17 protein-coding genes and 1 pseudogene are annotated in these 15,720 nt (G+C 72.8%); 14 read left to right on the top strand and 4 right to left on the bottom strand.

Annotation, left to right across the window (positions count from 1 at the left end; all coding sequences use genetic code 11):
• Positions 1-39 precede the first annotated feature (39 nt).
• Both ACZ303_RS30870 and ACZ303_RS30865 read right to left on the bottom strand, forming a co-directional pair.
• Positions 40-1,209, bottom strand: coding sequence for an NADH-quinone oxidoreductase subunit D (locus ACZ303_RS30870; protein ID WP_467343786.1), 1,170 nt, complete (start codon positions 1,207-1,209; stop codon positions 40-42).
• A gap of 13 nt (positions 1,210-1,222) precedes the next feature.
• Complete coding sequence (locus tag ACZ303_RS30865) at positions 1,223-2,239, bottom strand: SAM-dependent methyltransferase (protein WP_467343785.1); 1,017 nt, start codon at positions 2,237-2,239, stop codon at positions 1,223-1,225.
• A gap of 121 nt (positions 2,240-2,360) precedes the next feature.
• Between ACZ303_RS30865 and ACZ303_RS30860 the strand changes: the two genes are divergently transcribed.
• Both ACZ303_RS30860 and ACZ303_RS30855 read left to right on the top strand, forming a co-directional pair.
• Positions 2,361-3,557 (top strand): sensor histidine kinase, encoded by a 1,197-nt coding sequence (locus tag ACZ303_RS30860; protein WP_467343805.1) that lies wholly within the window; start codon positions 2,361-2,363, stop codon positions 3,555-3,557.
• 122 nt (positions 3,558-3,679) lie between these two features.
• On the top strand, positions 3,680-4,348 hold the full coding sequence (locus ACZ303_RS30855) for a response regulator (protein WP_467343784.1): 669 nt from the start codon (positions 3,680-3,682) through the stop codon (positions 4,346-4,348).
• 34 nt (positions 4,349-4,382) lie between these two features.
• Here ACZ303_RS30855 and ACZ303_RS30850 read toward each other — a convergent pair whose 3' ends face one another.
• On the bottom strand, positions 4,383-5,465 hold the full coding sequence (locus ACZ303_RS30850; RefSeq protein ID WP_467343783.1) for a DUF5937 family protein: 1,083 nt from the start codon (positions 5,463-5,465) through the stop codon (positions 4,383-4,385).
• Positions 5,466-5,564: 99 nt separating this feature from the next.
• On the opposite strand from ACZ303_RS30850, the gene ACZ303_RS30845 reads away from it, so the two are divergent.
• The 12 genes and pseudogenes from ACZ303_RS30845 (at position 5,565) to ACZ303_RS30790 (ending at position 14,698) form a co-directional block, all read left to right on the top strand.
• On the top strand, positions 5,565-5,915 hold the full coding sequence (locus ACZ303_RS30845; RefSeq protein WP_467343782.1) for a hypothetical protein: 351 nt from the start codon (positions 5,565-5,567) through the stop codon (positions 5,913-5,915).
• Positions 5,916-6,088: 173 nt separating this feature from the next.
• Positions 6,089-7,009, top strand: a complete 921-nt coding sequence (locus tag ACZ303_RS30840; protein WP_467343781.1) for a Rossmann-like and DUF2520 domain-containing protein — start codon at positions 6,089-6,091, stop codon at positions 7,007-7,009.
• Positions 7,006-7,872 carry a pantoate--beta-alanine ligase gene (gene panC, locus ACZ303_RS30835; protein ID WP_467343780.1) on the top strand — a complete coding sequence of 289 codons (867 nt, stop codon included), beginning with the start codon at positions 7,006-7,008 and terminating at the stop codon, positions 7,870-7,872. The genes ACZ303_RS30840 and panC overlap by 4 nt, the downstream gene beginning before the upstream one ends.
• Positions 7,869-9,518, top strand: a pseudogene (locus tag ACZ303_RS30830) (L-aspartate oxidase); the annotation flags it as partial. The gene panC and the pseudogene ACZ303_RS30830, both read left to right, overlap by 4 nt.
• 135 nt (positions 9,519-9,653) lie before the next feature.
• Complete coding sequence (nadC, locus tag ACZ303_RS30825; protein ID WP_467343804.1) at positions 9,654-10,568, top strand: carboxylating nicotinate-nucleotide diphosphorylase; 915 nt, start codon at positions 9,654-9,656, stop codon at positions 10,566-10,568.
• Positions 10,568-11,365: a type III pantothenate kinase gene (locus tag ACZ303_RS30820; protein WP_467343779.1), complete on the top strand. Its 798-nt coding sequence runs from the start codon at positions 10,568-10,570 to the stop codon at positions 11,363-11,365. The genes nadC and ACZ303_RS30820 overlap by 1 nt, the downstream gene beginning before the upstream one ends.
• A 77-nt stretch (positions 11,366-11,442) precedes the next feature.
• Positions 11,443-12,102, top strand: coding sequence for a hypothetical protein (locus ACZ303_RS30815; RefSeq protein WP_467343778.1), 660 nt, complete (start codon positions 11,443-11,445; stop codon positions 12,100-12,102).
• 78 nt (positions 12,103-12,180) lie between these two features.
• Positions 12,181-12,876, top strand: a complete 696-nt coding sequence (locus ACZ303_RS30810) for a hypothetical protein (RefSeq protein WP_467343777.1) — start codon at positions 12,181-12,183, stop codon at positions 12,874-12,876.
• Between the two features lie 67 nt (positions 12,877-12,943).
• Positions 12,944-13,123 carry a hypothetical protein gene (locus ACZ303_RS30805; protein ID WP_467343776.1) on the top strand — a complete coding sequence of 60 codons (180 nt, stop codon included), beginning with the start codon at positions 12,944-12,946 and terminating at the stop codon, positions 13,121-13,123.
• 140 nt (positions 13,124-13,263) lie between these two features.
• Positions 13,264-13,659 carry a BlaI/MecI/CopY family transcriptional regulator gene (locus ACZ303_RS30800; protein ID WP_467343775.1) on the top strand — a complete coding sequence of 132 codons (396 nt, stop codon included), beginning with the start codon at positions 13,264-13,266 and terminating at the stop codon, positions 13,657-13,659.
• A gap of 9 nt (positions 13,660-13,668) precedes the next feature.
• Positions 13,669-14,187: an amino-acid N-acetyltransferase gene (locus ACZ303_RS30795; protein ID WP_215079669.1), complete on the top strand. Its 519-nt coding sequence runs from the start codon at positions 13,669-13,671 to the stop codon at positions 14,185-14,187.
• 172 nt (positions 14,188-14,359) lie between these two features.
• Positions 14,360-14,698 (top strand): histone-like nucleoid-structuring protein Lsr2, encoded by a 339-nt coding sequence (locus ACZ303_RS30790; protein ID WP_467343774.1) that lies wholly within the window; start codon positions 14,360-14,362, stop codon positions 14,696-14,698.
• Here ACZ303_RS30790 and ACZ303_RS30785 read toward each other — a convergent pair.
• A complete protein-coding gene (locus ACZ303_RS30785; RefSeq protein ID WP_467343773.1) occupies positions 14,629-15,279 on the bottom strand; it encodes an SCO3374 family protein in 651 nt (216 codons plus the stop codon). The genes ACZ303_RS30790 and ACZ303_RS30785 overlap by 70 nt on opposite strands.
• Positions 15,280-15,720: the final 441 nt, after the last annotated feature.

Genomic DNA, 15,720 nt, shown 5'->3' with positions numbered 1-15,720 from the left:
GCGGATCCTCCCGCCGGGGGTTGTTCGCCGTTCCGGGGGCTATTTGTCGATGTCGCCGACGACGAAGAACAGCGAGCCGAGGATCGCCACCATGTCCGCGACCAGCGTCCCCGGCAGCAGCTCGGTCAGCGCCTGGATGTTGTTGAACGACGCCGACCGCAGCTTCAGCCGATACGGGGTCTTGTCGCCCTTGGAGACCAGGTAGTAGCCGTTGAGGCCGAGCGGGTTCTCGGTCCAGGCGTACGTCGAGCCCTCCGGCGCCTTCAGCACCTTCGGCAGCCGCTGGTTGATCGGGCCGGGCGCGAGCTCCGCGATCCGGTCCAGGCACGCCACCGCCAGCTCCAGGGAGTTGTGCGTCTGCTCCAGCAGGCACTCGAAGCGGGCCAGGCAGTCGCCCTCCTCGCGGGTGACGACCCGCAGCGTGTCCTGGAGCTCCCCGTACGCCAGATACGGCTCGTCACGGCGCAGGTCGAAGTCGACGCCCGACGCGCGGGCGATGGGCCCGCTGACCCCGTACGCGTGCACCGCCTCGCGCGACAGCGTGCCGACGCCGCGCGTACGGCCCCGGAAGATCTCGTTGCCGAGCACCAGCCGGTCGTAGACGTCCATCCGGGAGGCGACCTGGGCCACCGCGTGCCGGGTCCGGTCGAGCCAGCCGGCGGGCAGGTCCTCCTTCAGGCCGCCGACGCGGTTGAACATGTAGTGCATCCGGCCACCGGAGACCTCCTCCATCACGGCCTGGAGCTCCTCGCGCTCGTGGAAGGCGTGGAAGACGGGCGTGATGCCACCGAGTTCGAGGGGGTACGAGCCGAGGAACATCAGGTGGTTGAGCACCCGGTTCAGCTCGGCCAGCAGGGTGCGCGTCCACACCGCGCGCTCGGGCACCTCCATGCCGAGCATCCGCTCCACGGCGAGGACGACGCCGAGCTCGTTGGAGAACGCCGACAGCCAGTCGTGGCGGTTGGCCAGCATGATGATCTGCCGGTAGTCGCGCGCCTCGAACAGCTTCTCCGCGCCCCGGTGCATATAGCCGACGACGGGCTCGGCGTGCTGGATCCGCTCCCCGTCCAGGACGAGCCGCAGGCGCAGCACGCCGTGCGTCGACGGGTGCTGCGGTCCGATGTTGAGCACCATGTCCGTGCTCTCCGCCGCGCCGCCGATGCCGACTGTCGTCTCCGAGGTGCCAGTGGTGCCAGAGCTAGGGGCCATGGGGAGTAGTTTGTCAGCCCTTCCCGGCCGGGTGGTCGTCGCCGTTCCCCAGCAGCCCCGCGCAGGCGTCGCCGACGGGCTGTACGAGCCAGCCGAAGCCGCCCAGCCCCGCCGGTGACAGCAGCTCGGCCGCCTCTCCGGCCGCCCCCAGGGCCCGTACATAACCGGCCGGATCGGACGAGGCGAGCGACAGCGGCGGGCGGCCTCCGTCGACGCCGAGGTCGCGCAGCGCCGCGCGCTGGGTCAGCAGCGAGCTGCCGGGGCCGGCGCAGGCGTCGAGGGCGACGTGCGCGGTGATGTCGCAGGAGCCGTCCGGCACGGGCCGCACCTCGCGGCCGTCGCGGAAGCCCGTGAGCGTCCCGAAGGGCGGGCGGCCGTCGCGCTCGTGCGCGTAGTCGACGGCGACGGCCAGCCCCGCGCGCAGGCTCCCCACCGCCCCCGCCCAGGCGGCGTCCCGGGTCCGGCCGATCTCGGCGCGGCTGCCGGGGGGCGCGCCGTCGAGGGGCCACCAGCGGGCGAGCCAGGCGGCGTCCTCGCCGCGCACCGGTTCGCCGAGGAGCTCCTCGCCGTCCTCCTGCACCAGCACATGGCGCGCGGTGCCCTCCGCGTCCGCCTCGGCGACGTCCAGCGGGACGTTGTCGAGCCACTCATTGGCGAAAAGCAGCCCTTGGAGGCCGTCGGGGATGTCACTCACCCAGGTGATGCGCCGGTCGATCCCCGGGGGCCGGTCGGCGCGTTCCACGGCGTACGGGCGCAGGCGCGCGGCCAGCTCGTCCGGGATCCGCGCGAGCACGCCCGTCAGCAGCTCGCCCCGGCCGGCCCCGACGTCCGTGAACGCCAGCTCCGCCGGGTGCCCCAGCGCCGCGTCGACGCGGCGCAGCAGTTCGGCGACGGCCCCCGCATAGCGAGGAGAGGCGTGCACAGAGGTACGGAAGTGCCCGGCGGGGCCCTCCGGACGCCGGTAGAAGCCGTTCGGGCCGTAGAGGGCGACCTCGGTGGCGGCCCGCCACGTTCGTGTTCCGCTTGCCATACGCACACGCTATGCGCCCTTCGTGCCCACACCGCCTCCACCTTGCGGAGTAGGCGAGGCGCCGCCGGATCGATCGTCCGGCTGACCCCGGCACGTACTCGACATGCCTACGCTGGGTGACGTGCAGCGCCTCTACGACTTTCTCCGCAGGCACCCGACGGGTGTGGACAGCTTCTGGGCTGTGTTGCTGTTCGGCCTCAACGGGCTGGCCGTCGCCGAGGAGACCGTCGGGCGGGAGGAGAAACTCGCGTCCCTGGCCACATCGGTGCTGTTGTGCCTGGTGGTGGCCCTGCGGCGGCGGGCCCCGGTGAAGATGCTGCTGCTGGCGACCGTGGCCGGGGTGGCGCAGCTCGTCTTCGACGCCCCGCAGCAGCTGGCCGACTTCGCGATGCTGGTGATCATCTATACGGTCGCGTCCGGGCCGGTCCGCTGGGCCTCCCGGTACGCCCTCGTCGGCGGGCTGCTCGCGCCGGTGATCGCCGCGGCGCGCTGGGGCAATACCGACCAGCCGATCAACGAGCACATCATCGGCACCGTCTTCGTGACCGTTCCGTTCGTGCTCGCCTGGGTGCTGGGCGACTCGATGCGCACCCGCCGCGCGTACTGGGCCCAGCTGGAGGAGCGCGCCACGCGCCTGGAGAAGGAGCGCGAGCAGCAGGGCCGGATGGCGGTCGTCGCGGAGCGGGCCCGCATCGCGCGCGAACTGCACGACGTCGTCGCCCACAACGTCTCGGTGATGGTGGTCCAGGCGGACGGCGCCGCGTATGTCCTGGACGCCTCGCCCGAACAGGCCAAGCAGGCCCTGGAGACGATCTCCGGCACCGGCCGCCAGGCCCTGGCCGAAATGCGCCGGCTGCTGGGCGTGCTGCGCACCGAGGAGGGCGGCGAGGGCGGCGAGTACGTACCGCAGCCCGACGTGGAGCAGATCGGCGACCTCGTGGAGCAGGTCCGCAACGCCGGCCTGCCGGTCGACTTCCAGGTGGAGGGCGCGCCGCGGCCGCTGCCCAGCGGCGTCGAGCTGACCGCGTACCGCATCGTGCAGGAGGCGCTCACCAACACCCGCAAGCACGGCGGACCGGACGCCGGCGCGAGCGTACGGCTGACGTATTTCGACGACGGGCTGGGCCTGCTGGTCGAGGACGACGGCCGGGGCGCGCAGCACGAGCTGTACGAGTCCGGTGGCGTGGACGGCATGGGGCACGGGCTGATCGGGATGCGCGAGCGCGTCGGCATGGTCGGGGGCACGCTGGACGCGGGGCCGCGACCGGGCGGCGGCTTCCGGATCAGCGTGCTGCTGCCGACCAAACAGGGCCGCTGAGCGGGCACCGGCCGCCCCCGCGCGCCGATGACCTGCGCACTGCCGCCTCTCGCTTCCGACCTGCACACTTACGACCACCGCACCTTTACGATGCGACCGAACACCTAGGAAAGGGCGACCGCATGTCGATCCGCGTGATGCTCGTCGACGACCAGGTGCTGCTGCGCACCGGCTTCCGGATGGTGCTGGCGGCCCAGCCCGACATGGAGGTCGTCGCCGAGGCCGGGGACGGCGCGGAGGCCCTGGAGGTGCTGGCCGGCACGGCGGTGGACGTGGTCCTGATGGACGTGCGCATGCCGAGGATGGACGGCGTGGAGGCGACCCGCCGCATCTGCGCGCAGGAGAACGCGCCGAAGGTGCTGATCCTGACCACCTTCGACCTCGACGAATACGCCTTCTCCGCGCTCAAGGTCGGCGCGAGCGGCTTCATGCTCAAGGACGTGCCGCCGGCCGAGCTGCTGGGCGCGATCCGCGCCGTGCACAGCGGCGACGCCGTCGTCGCCCCGAGCACGACGCGCCGCCTGCTGGACCGCTTCACCCCCATGCTCCCCAGCACCCACGCCGAACCGACCAGCGCCGAACTGGGCCGGCTCACCGAGCGGGAACGCGAGGTGATGCTGCTGGTGGCCCAGGGCCTCTCCAACGGCGAGATCGCGGCCCGCCTGGTCCTGTCGGAGGCCACGGTGAAGACCCATGTGGGCCGCATCCTGACCAAGCTGGGGCTGCGGGACCGGGTGCAGGTGGTCGTGATGGCGTACGAGAGCGGGTTGGTGAGGGCGGGCGGCCGGTAGGCGGGCGAACCTGCCTGTCCCGGGCGCGCTCGACTCAGCGCAGCACCGTCTCCAGGAAGTCGCTCCCGATCCGCGCCACCACCGTCAGATCCAGCTGGTGCAGCACATAGCGGCCCCGCCGCCGGGTGCTCAGCAACCCGGCCTTCTTCAGGACGGCTATGTGCCGGGACACCTCGGGCGGGGTCAGGCCGTACGTGGCGGCCAGCTCGCCGGTGGTGTGGGGGCCGCGGGCGAGGGTGCGGCACAGCCGCATCCGCACCGGGTGGGCCAGGGCTTCCATCCGCTGCTGGACCAGCTGAGGGGCCATGGCGGCCGGAAGCTCGGGGCCCGATACGGGGTACTGCACCACCGGGTGCCAGCCGGGGCGGTAGACGAGCAGCAGGTGCGGCCAGCCGAAGGCCGTCGGCAGGAACGTGACCCCGTCGCCGGGCGCCCGGGTCCTGCCGTCCGCCAGCTTGTCGATGACGATCCGGGACCGGTCCTCGCTGAGCGAGACGGCGGGGGAGACCGCCGTGAGGGCCTCGCGCAGGCCCTTGTGGCGCAGCAGGTCGCCCTTGTGGCGGGCGTCGGCGGCGAGCTGGACCCGCACGCGCTGCCAGTTGTCGGCGAAGAACGCCTGCTCGCAGTCCTCGAAGAGGCGGCGCAGCCAGGCCCGCAGCGCCCCGGGGTTCTCCAGCATCCGGTTCGTGAACTCGGCCTGCCGGGGCCCCCGTGCGGCGGAGAGCTCGCGGACCCGGGCCCGCTGCGCCGGGTCGACCAGCGGGGAGGGCGACTCGCGGTCGTAACCACCCGAGCAGGTGATCTCGAAGGCGACGGTCACGAACGTCTCGTCCTCCAGCCGGTCGAGGTCGTCCAGCTCCTCGGCGAGCGTGGCCCGGGGGTTCGCGGGCAGCAGGATGTCCGAGCGCATGGAGCGCCACAGGAAGTCGGCCTCGGTCAGCCGGTCCGCGAGGTCCGCCTCCAGTGAGGAGGCGGTGGCGGTGGCCCACCCGTGCAGCCCCGGGTGGTGGCCGGGCTCGGCCAGGACGTGCAGCATCGCGCCCAGCTCGGCCAGGGGCGAAGGGCTGAACCTGATGCGCCCGGCGGGCAGCCCGGTGATGTCGATGTCCACGCTCATGGCCTCATCCTTCCTGTCTTTCCGCAGGTGGGGCCGTCATTTGACGGTCCTCGTCAATCGACGGGCGGGAGAGCTTCCGGACGGCGCAAGGTGATGCCCATGGACGCCACTCAGCAGCACATGCTCGACCTCTTCCGCGCCGCTCAGCACCGCGACACCGCGCCGCCCGCCCCCGGTGAGGGCGACTGGCAGGTCGTGCGGGAGTTCCGCACCTGGCGCGACTTCCAGGCCGTCGTCGCCGGGCGGGCCACCGGCCGCCGCACCCGCTGGAGCGCACTGCTCCGTCTCCTCCGCCCCGCCGCGGTCCCCACGACCTCCGGGACGCACACGACCCCCATGACCCCCACGACCTCCGAAACGCCCGCGCCGCGGCAGACCACGGACGCGCTCTCCGCCTGCTCCTCGACGCCCTCCCCGAACCGCTCCACCTCGACCATGCGCCGAGCATGACGCACGGGGCCGACACCACCCCGAGTTGTCCACAGGCGAGCGGGCAGCGGAGGCGGCACCGGCGGGTTATCCACAGGGCTGGGGACTTCAGAAGCGGTCGCCCTTCACTCGCGTAGCATGACGATGGAATCGTCCGGTACCCCCCGCGGACTGGAACGGAAGGCCATCGCCGCGTGAACGCACACCCCATCCCGGAGCACCCGAGCCCGCAGGACCGACCCGCCAGGCTCACCGTCGGCGTCGTCGGCGCGGGCCGCGTCGGCCCGTCGCTCGCCGCCGCCCTCCGGCTCGCCGGGCACCGCCCCGTCGCCGCCTCCGGCGTCTCCGACGCCTCGGTCCGCCGGGCCGCCGCCCTGCTCCCGGACGTCCCGCTCGTCCCGCCCGCCGAAGTGCTGGCGCGCGCCGAGCTGGTCCTGCTCACCGTCCCCGACGACGTCCTCCCCGGGCTCGTCGCCGGGCTCGCCGAGACCGGCGCCGTCCGCCCCGGCCAGCTGATCGTGCACACCTCGGGCCGCCACGGCACCGCCATCCTGGACCCGGCGCGCCGGGCCGGCGCCCTGCCGCTCGCCCTGCACCCCGCCATGACCTTCACCGGCACGCCCGTGGACGTCGACCGGCTCGCCGGCTGCTCGTTCGGCGTCACCGCCCCCGAGGAGCTGCGGCTCGCCGCCGAGGCCCTGGTCATCGAGATGGGCGGCGAGCCCGAGTGGGTGGCGGAGGAGGCCCGCCCGCTCTACCACGCGGCCCTCGCCATGAGCTCCAACCACCTGGTCACCCTGGTCGCCCAGGCCATGGAGCTGCTGCGCACCGCGGGCGTCGCCGCCCCCGACCGCATGCTCGGCCCCCTGCTCGGCGCCGCCCTGGACAACGTCCTGCGCAGCGGCGACGCCGCCCTCACCGGCCCGGTGGCGCGCGGCGACGCCGGCACCGTCGCCGCGCACATCGCGGAGCTGCGCACCCACGCACCCCAGGCCGTCGCCGGATATCTGGCGATGGCCCGTACGACCGCCGACCGCGCCCTCGCGCACGGCCTGCTCAAGCCGGAACTGGCGGAGGACCTGCTCGGCGTCCTCGCGGACGGAGGAAACGCATGACCACCCCGCTCACCCGCACCGCCGCGGAGCTGCGCGCCCTGCCCCGCGCGGGCCGCCGCGCCGTCGTGATGACGATGGGCGCCCTGCACGAGGGCCACGCCACCCTCGTCCGCACCGCCCGCGAGCTGGCCGGGCCCGACGGCCAGGTCGTCGTCACGGTCTTCGTCAACCCGCTCCAGTTCGGCGCCGGCGAGGACCTCGACCGCTATCCGCGCACCCTCGACGCCGACCTGGAGCTCGCCGGGAAGGCCGGCGCCGACGCCGTCTTCGCGCCCTCCGTCGAAGAGGTCTATCCCGGCGGCGAGCCGCAGGTGCGGATCACCGCGGGCCCCATGGGCGAGCGCCTCGAAGGCGCCTCCCGCCCCGGCCACTTCGACGGCGTGCTCACCGTCGTCGCCAAGCTCCTCCACCTCACCCGGCCGGACCTCGCGCTCTACGGGCAGAAGGACGCCCAGCAGCTCGCCCTGATCCGCCGCATGGTGCGCGACCTCAATTTCCCCGTCGAGATCGTCGGCGTCCCCACGGTCCGAGAGAGCGACGACCTCGCCCTCTCCAGCCGCAACCGCTATCTCTCGGCGGCCGACCGGACCACCGCCCTGGAGATCTCCCGCGCCCTGCTCACCGCGCGGAAGGAAGCCGGGCTCGGCGCCGACGCCGTCCGCGGCTCCGCCCGCGCGGTCCTGGACGCCGCCGCGCGCCGGGAGCCACCGCTCATCCTCGACTATGTGGCCCTCGTCGACCCCGCCGACTTCACCGAGGTCCCCGACGGCCACACCGGCGAGGCCGTCCTCGCCGTCGCGGCCAAGGTGGGCACCACCCGCCTCATCGACAACATCCCCCTGGACCTCGGAGCACAGCGATGACCGGCATACGACTCCACGCCCCCGGCCCCGGCTGGGCGGTCGACGCCGACGTCGTCGTCATCGGCTCCGGCGTCGCCGGACTGACCGTCGCGCTGCGCTGCGCCGCCGCCGGCGCGAAGGTCACCGTCGTCACCAAGGCGCGCCTGGACGACGGCTCCACCCGCTGGGCCCAGGGCGGCATCGCGGCGGCCCTCGGCGAGGGCGACACCCCCGAGCAGCACTACGAGGACACCCTCGTGGCCGGCGCCGGGCTCTGCTCAGCCGGGGCCGTACGCGCCCTGGTCACCGAAGGCCCCGACGCGGTCCGCCGCCTGATCGCCACCGGCGCCGAGTTCGACACCGACGCCGACACCGGCGAGATCCTGCTGACCCGCGAGGGCGGCCACCACCGCCGCCGGATCGCCCACGCCGGCGGCGATGCCACCGGCGCCGAGATCTCCCGCGCGCTCGTCGAGGCCGTCCGGGACGCGGGCATCGAGACCATCGAGCACGCCCTGGTCCTCGACCTCCTCAAGGACGCCGGGGGCCGCGCCGCCGGCGTCACCCTGCACGTCATGGGCGAGGGCCGCCGCGACGGCGTCGGCGCCGTGCGCGCCGGGGCCGTCGTGCTGGCCACCGGCGGCATGGGCCAGGTGTTCTCCGCGACCACCAACCCCGCCGTCTCCACCGGTGACGGCGTCGCCCTCGCGCTGCGCGCCGGTGCGGAGGTCTCCGACCTGGAGTTCGTCCAGTTCCACCCCACCGTCCTGTGGCTCGGCCCCGACGCCGAGGGCCAGCAGCCCCTGGTGTCGGAGGCGGTCCGCGGCGAGGGCGCCCACCTCGTCGACGCCGACGGCCACCGCTTCATGGTCGGCGCCCACGAGCTGGCCGAGCTGGCCCCCCGCGACATCGTCGCCAAGGGCATCATGCGCCGCATGCAGGAGAAGGGCGCCGAGCACATGTACCTCGACGCCCGCCACTTCGGCGCGGAGATGTGGGCCCACCGCTTCCCCACGATCCTCGCCGCCTGCCGGGCGCACGGCATCGACCCGGTGACGGAGCCGATCCCGGTCGCCCCGGCGGCCCATTACGCCTCGGGCGGCGTACGGACGGACCTGCGCGGCCGCTCGTCGGTGCCGGGCCTCTACGCGTGCGGCGAGGTCGCCTGCACGGGCGTGCACGGCGCCAACCGCCTGGCGTCCAACTCGCTGCTGGAGGGGCTCGTCTTCGCCGAGCGCATCGCCGCGGACATCGCCGGCCGGCTGCCGGCGGAGGCGCCCGCCGCCGTCGCCCTTCCGGTGGAGCGGCCGGCGACCCCCCTGCTCGCCCCCAAGGCGCGCTGGGCCGTTCAGCGCATCATGACCCAGGGGGCCGGGGTGCTCCGCTCCGCGGAGAGCCTGCGCCAGGCCGCCGCCGAGCTCGACCGGCTCCACCACGAGGCCGCGGTGGAGCTGCCCGGCACCGAGAGCTGGGAGGCCACCAACCTCCTCCTCGTGGCCCGGGTCCTCGTCGCCGCCGCCCTGCGCCGCGAGGAGACCCGCGGCTGCCACTGGCGCGAGGACTTCCCCGACCGTGACGACGCCGACTGGCACCGCCACCTGCTGCTGACCCTCCGCCCGGACCACTCGTTCGCCGTCTCCCGCACGGACTCGGCCGACTTCCCGCCCGTCATCCCCTCCGTCCCCAAGGAGTCCGCCGTGAGCACCCCTGACGAGCTCGTCCTGCACACGATCGCCCTGCCGGGCGACGAACCCGCCGAAACGCTGATCGGGGACTGCGGCGAGGGCTGCGGCTGCGGTGAGATGTTCGAGGACGACCTGCCGGAGTGCGGGCTCGACCCCGCCCTGGCCGCCCTGCTGACCGAGGCCGGCCTGAACCCCCTCCAGGTCGAGGACCTCGCCCACCTCGCCATCGAGGAGGACCTCGACGGCGGTGAGGACATCACCACCGTCGCCACCATCCCCGAGGACGCCGTCGCCACCGGCGACTTCACCGCCCGCGAGGACGGCACCGTCGCCGGGCTGCGCATCGCCGAGGCGATCCTCTCCGTCGTCTGCACCGACGAGTTCGAGGTCGAGCGGCACGTCGAGGACGGCGACCGCGTCACGGCCGGCCAGAAGCTGCTGTCGGTCCGCACCCGCACCCGCGACCTGCTGACCGCCGAGCGCAGCGCGCTCAACCTCCTGTGCCGCCTGTCCGGCATCGCCACCGCCACCCGCGAGTGGGCCGACATCCTCGAGGGCACCAAGGCCGCCGTCCGCGACACCCGCAAGACCACGGTCGGCCTGCGCGCCCTGGAGAAGTACGCGGTCCGCTGCGGCGGCGGCGTCAACCACCGGATGTCCCTGTCGGACGCCGCGCTCATCAAGGACAACCACGTCGTCGCCGCCGGTGGCATCGCCGAGGCGTTCCGGGCCGTGCGCGGCCGGTTCCCCGACGTACCGGTCGAGGTCGAGGTCGACCGGATCGACCAGATCGAGCCGGTGCTCGCCGAGGGCGCGGACCTGCTCCTGCTCGACAACTTCACCCCCGAGCAGACCCGCGAGGCCGTCGAGCTGGTCGCGGGCCGCGCCATGCTGGAGTCGTCGGGCCGCCTCAGCCTGGTCAACGCCCGGGCGTACGCCGAGACCGGCGTCGACTATCTCGCCGTGGGCGCGCTCATCCACTCGTCCCCGATCCTCGACATCGGTCTGGACCTGCGGGAAGAGAGCGCCTGATGCTGCTCACCATCGATGTCGGCAACACCCATACGGTCCTCGGTCTGTTCGACGGCGAGGACATCGTCGAGCACTGGCGGGTGTCCACCGACGCCCGCCGCACCGCCGATGAACTGGCCGTCCTGCTCCAGGGTCTGATGGGCATGCACCCCTTGCTCGGCGAGGAGCTGGGTGACGGCATCGACGGCATCGCCATCTGCTCCACGGTCCCCTCCGTCCTGCACGAGCTGCGCGAGGTCACCCGCCGCTATTACGGCGACGTCCCCGCCGTCCTGGTCGAGCCGGGCGTCAAGACCGGTGTGCCGATCCTGATGGACAACCCCAAGGAGGTCGGCGCGGACCGGATCGTCAACGCCGTCGCGGCCGTCGAGCTGTACGGCGGGCCGTGCGTCGTCGTCGACTTCGGCACCGCCACCACCTTCGACGCGGTCAGCGCGCGCGGCGAGTACACCGGCGGAGTGATCGCCCCCGGCATCGAGATCTCGGTCGAGGCGCTGGGCGTCAAGGGCGCCCAGCTGCGGAAGATCGAGCTGGCCCGGCCGCGCAGCGTCATCGGCAAGAACACCGTCGAGGCCATGCAGTCCGGCATCCTCTACGGCTTCGCCGGGCAGGTCGACGGCGTCGTCAACCGCATGGCCCGCGAGCTGGCGGACGATCCGGACGACGTCACGGTCATCGCCACCGGCGGCCTGTCGCCGCTGGTGGTCGGCGAGGCGTCGGTCATCGACGAGCACGAGCCCTGGCTCACGCTCATCGGCCTGCGCCTGGTCTACGAGCGCAATGTGACTCGCACGTAGCCGGTTCAGGCCCTCCCCGGGAGGCAACCAACCGCCCGCTCCAACTGTCCTGTCAGCTGCGGGACATGATCGTGCACATGATGGACGTGGAGCGTATGGGCGGGAAGCGAAGAATGCGGCGGTTGGCGGCCGCCGTCGCGGTGGCGGCGGCCGGGCCGGGCCTGGTGGCCGCCACCGCGCACGCCCAGGCGCCGCCGCGCGCCGATTACCAGGCCATCGCCCACCCCGTCGTGGGCCGGGTCGGCCAGACCGTCGAGGTCGAGCTGGGCGTCAGGAACGGCGGCCCGGCCCCGGCGGGCGGCCGGGGCGCGGGCACGTACGAGGTGACTCCGCCCGAAGGCACGACGATCACCGCCGCGCCGCCGCCGGGTGGCGGCGGCAGACAGCCGTGCGTGGCCAGGACCGCCCCCGCCCGGGGTGCCGCCACCTATGTGTGCGCCATCGGCGAGGACTTTCCCGCGGGCGACCGCGAGACGCTGCGTTTCCGGGTCCGTATCGACAGGAAGGTCGACGGCGCGGAGGGCCGGGTGCACATCGTCGAACGCGACGGCGCGCACACCCCCGACCCCGATCCCGCCAACGACTCCGCGCCGATCCAGGTGGAGGTCGTGGACCCGGCGCCCGCGCCCCCCGCCGACCCGAACACCAATGGCACCCTGCTGCTCGCCACCACCTCCGGCACCGCCATATCCGCCGGCGCGATAGCCCTGGGCCTCACCCGCCGCAGACAGCGCTGAACGGCCCTCCCGGGGCCGTGCCACGCCCGGAAACACCAGGTCAGCGAAATTTGTCCGCTTAGCACTTAAAGTCGGCGCATGCCCACGCCCTATGGATCCCGCGGCGGCATGGCGTTCAGCGCGGACGAACTGCGCGTGCTGCGCCGAGCCCTCGCCATCGCCCTCGACCCCCAATCCGTCCCCAGGCGTCCCGGCCCCGGACGCGACGAAGAGGTGCGCGAGTGCCTCGGGCTCGTGGAGGCCGTGGACGAGGCGGCCCGTGAGGGCGGCAGGCTGCGTGCCTTCCTCCTCGCCGACCTCGCCCGCTACCGCGCCGCCCTGCCCGGCGCGGCGGCCGGCTACACCGAGCGGCTCCAGGACGCCCTCTCGGCGGGCTACCAGCCCGGCGCCGATGACCTCGCCGCCCTGCGCGGGCTCTGCCGCACACCCGCCGGGCGCACCGAGGCGGGCCGCCGCCGGGAGCTGCTGGCCCGCTGCGAGCGCCTCGCCGAGCTGGCCGTACGGGCCCGGCTGGCCGACCGCGCGGTACCCGCCGTCGGGCCCGCGCCGGGCCATGCCCGGCTGCGGGCCCTGCCGGGCGGGCGGGTGACACGCGCGGACTCCTCGGACCCGAAACCCAAACCCGGCGAGGAGCCCGCTCCGGCCCCCGCGACGCCCCGCCCCTCCGCGCCCCGGCCCGACCGGCCCATTCCGACCCCGGGCGAGGTCTTCCCGCCCCGCCGCAAGCCGGCCCCGCCGCCCGGGGCCCGTCACCCCGGGGTCAGATCCGCCTGACGCGCGCGTAATCTGGACGGGTCGATTGCGCAACCGCAGACCCCGATTCCAGAAGGAGCCGACGGCCATGGACTATGTCGCCGCGTTGGTCCCGCCCATGGTGATGGCGGTGGCATTCATCGCGTTGGTCGTGACGATCGTCAAGAGTCAGGGCGGCGCGAACAAGGGCAAGGAAGACGCTCTCGTCGACGCCGCGCTGGCCCGCGCCGAGAGCGCCCGCCAGACCGACCGGGGCAGCGACGCCTGACTTTCCCCCGGACGCGCGCCGGCGCGCCGCCGCGTGGTGCCCACAGGGCGTACGGACCGAGACCGAAATTCTCGGCCGTACGCCCTTTTTGCCGACTCGAATAAACCGGCATTCTAGACATCTCCCACTATTATTCGCGTGTGGTTCGACGCCTGGGTGATCTGGAAGACGCCGTGATGACGCGCGTGTGGGACTGGAACCGGCCGGTCACTGTTCGGGAAGTCCTGGAAGACCTTCAACAGGAGCGCTCCATCGCGTACACGACCGTCATGACCGTAATGGACAACCTGTATCAGAAGGGCTGGCTGCGACGGGAAGCCGAAGGCCGTGCCTATCGATATGAGGCGGTCTCCAACCGGGCCGCCTACTCGGCCGCACTGATGAACGAAGCGTGGTCCCTCAGTGACAACCCCGCGGCCGCTCTCGTCGCCTTCTTCGGCATGATGTCGGCCGAACAACGGGAAGCACTGCGCGACGCGATCCGGGTGGTGCAACTCGACGGGCCCGGCGACCCCGGCGGAGCTCCGGGGCGATAGCGTCCCGACATGCCCGCACTATCAAAAGTCGTCACCGTCCGCCGCGCCCGGACCAGCGATGTCCCGGCGGTGCGCCGGCTCATCAACACGTACGTTCGTGACCGCATCCTCCTCGACAAAGCCACCGTCACGCTTTACGAGGACATCCAGGAGTTCTGGGTCGCCGAGCGGGACGAGGACGGCGCGGTCATCGGCTGCGGCGCACTGCATGTGATGTGGGAAGACCTCGCGGAGGTGCGCACTCTCGCCGTCGACCCGGCCGTCAAGGGCGGCGGAGTGGGCCACGCGGTACTGGGCAAGCTGCTGCAGACGGCGCGCTGGCTGGGCGTGCGGCGCATTTTCTGCCTCACCTTCGAAGTCGACTTCTTCACGAAGCACGGCTTCGTCGAGATCGGTGAGACACCGGTGGACGGTGATGTCTACAGCGAGCTCCTGCGTTCCTATGACGAGGGTGTTGCCGAGTTCCTGGGTCTCGAACGGGTGAAGCCGAACACCCTTGGCAACAGCCGGATGCTTCTGCATCTGTGATCGTGACCCCTATCGCGGTCCCTATGTCCGAATCGCGCCCCTATCACAGGGCTCCGGAAGGGAGGCTTCCCACGGTGAAGGCGGGCTGAACCTTCCCGGGGGGTTTGTGTTTTTCCGGGAAAGGCGGTTTGCTATTCCTCCGTAATCCCATTTTCCACTGAAAGGATTCCCCGTGGCACAGAAGGTTCAGGTCCTTCTTGTTGATGACCTCGACGGTGGCGAGGCGGACGAGACCGTGACGTTCGCGCTCGACGGCAAGACCTACGAGATCGACCTCACCACGGCCAACGCGGACAAGCTCCGGGGCCTGCTGGAGCCGTACACCAAGAGTGGCCGTCGTACGGGTGGCCGGGCCGCCGCGGGCCGCAGCAAGGGCCGTGCCGTCGCCACCGGTGGCAGCCCCGACACCGCGAAGATCCGCGCCTGGGCCAAGAAGAACGGCTACAGCGTCAACGACCGCGGCCGCGTCCCCGCCGACATCCGTGAGGCGTACGAGAAGGCCAACGGCTGATCTCCCGTCGGCCGACGCGTGCGCGCTTCCCCGGCGCGCAGCAACCGGGCCCGGTGGCATTCCGTAGCCGCCGCGCCCACGAGCCGTACGAGATCGGGGGCGCCCCCATCGCCCCCGAGGCCGGTCACCGGCAGCGTCGGCTCGACCTCGGACCCCGGCTCGGGAGGCCGTACCCACACGGCCTTCCCCGTCCCGAGCGGCCCGTGGTGCCCGCGGCCGAGGCCGGCGGGCACCGGCGCGACGATCCGGCCGCCCGCACCCAGCGCGGTCAGATCCAGCGTCACCCCGCCCCACTGCAGCCAGTCGAGCAGCCCCGGCAGCTCGTCCGCACTGCCCGCGGCGACCAGGAACCGTAGCCTCCGCGCCCGCTCGTCGAGCGCGACGGGCCCGGTCCGCACCGCCCGCCCGAGGACCGCGAAACCGGCGTCCACGGGCAGCTCCAGCACATCGAAGCGCACCCCGGTCAGCAGCTCCAGGGGCGCCTCGCCCGCCGTCGGCCAGCACAACGCGTGCTCGTACCACCGACGTGCCTGGCACCATGGATATGAGGGGACACAGGGGCTCGGGAGGGCAACGGTCATACGCGGTGCAACTGTGAAACCCTCAAGAGGTTACGCAGGGTTGATAGTTGGGCACGCTCCGTATAAGGACTGAGGGGCGCATCGGCGCTCAGGGTGGTGCGGGGGTGTTCGCCCGTAGCGGATGGGCTGGGCCCGCGCCGCATGGACTGTCAATGCTTGCGGGTAGGACCTTCCCCATGGGAAGAGGCGGTACAACACCGCGTGGAGCGCGCCACCGCGGGAGGTGGTCGGGCTCCGGGCGGGCGTGTCGGGCCGAGCGGGCGTTCGCCATGGGCGTAGTGGTGGTGAGCGTATATGCCTGGCCTGCGGGAACATCGTCTCCCACCATCGGGTTGGAGCAGATGTCGGCTGTTCGGGGCAGGAGGCCAAGGACGGGTGTCGGCAGTTGGAATGAGCTGTCCCGTCCCGCGGGACTAGCATGCGGAAGGACAGGGAGGGGAC

This window comes from Streptomyces sp. NPDC023527 (assembly GCF_055560115.1).
This window is presented reverse-complemented; position numbering and strand designations above follow the sequence as displayed.

Bases quoted from the DNA above. Each gene is read 5' to 3' on its own strand.
- ACZ303_RS30845 (WP_467343782.1), top strand. From the start codon at position 5,565: ATGGACGCCACTCAGCAGCACATGCTCGACCTCTTCCGCGCCGCTCAG.
- panC (WP_467343780.1), top strand. From the start codon at position 7,006: ATGACCACCCCGCTCACCCGCACCGCCGCGGAGCTGCGCGCCCTGCCC.
- ACZ303_RS30865 (WP_467343785.1), bottom strand. From the start codon at position 2,239: ATGGCAAGCGGAACACGAACGTGGCGGGCCGCCACCGAGGTCGCCCTC.
- ACZ303_RS30855 (WP_467343784.1), top strand. From the start codon at position 3,680: ATGTCGATCCGCGTGATGCTCGTCGACGACCAGGTGCTGCTGCGCACC.
- ACZ303_RS30815 (WP_467343778.1), top strand. From the start codon at position 11,443: ATGATGGACGTGGAGCGTATGGGCGGGAAGCGAAGAATGCGGCGGTTG.
- ACZ303_RS30785 (WP_467343773.1), bottom strand. From the start codon at position 15,279: ATGACCGTTGCCCTCCCGAGCCCCTGTGTCCCCTCATATCCATGGTGC.
- nadC (WP_467343804.1), top strand. From the start codon at position 9,654: ATGTTCGAGGACGACCTGCCGGAGTGCGGGCTCGACCCCGCCCTGGCC.
- ACZ303_RS30805 (WP_467343776.1), top strand. From the start codon at position 12,944: ATGGACTATGTCGCCGCGTTGGTCCCGCCCATGGTGATGGCGGTGGCA.
- ACZ303_RS30850 (WP_467343783.1), bottom strand. From the start codon at position 5,465: ATGAGCGTGGACATCGACATCACCGGGCTGCCCGCCGGGCGCATCAGG.
- ACZ303_RS30870 (WP_467343786.1), bottom strand. From the start codon at position 1,209: ATGGCCCCTAGCTCTGGCACCACTGGCACCTCGGAGACGACAGTCGGC.
- ACZ303_RS30795 (WP_215079669.1), top strand. From the start codon at position 13,669: ATGCCCGCACTATCAAAAGTCGTCACCGTCCGCCGCGCCCGGACCAGC.
- ACZ303_RS30810 (WP_467343777.1), top strand. From the start codon at position 12,181: ATGCCCACGCCCTATGGATCCCGCGGCGGCATGGCGTTCAGCGCGGAC.
- ACZ303_RS30820 (WP_467343779.1), top strand. From the start codon at position 10,568: ATGCTGCTCACCATCGATGTCGGCAACACCCATACGGTCCTCGGTCTG.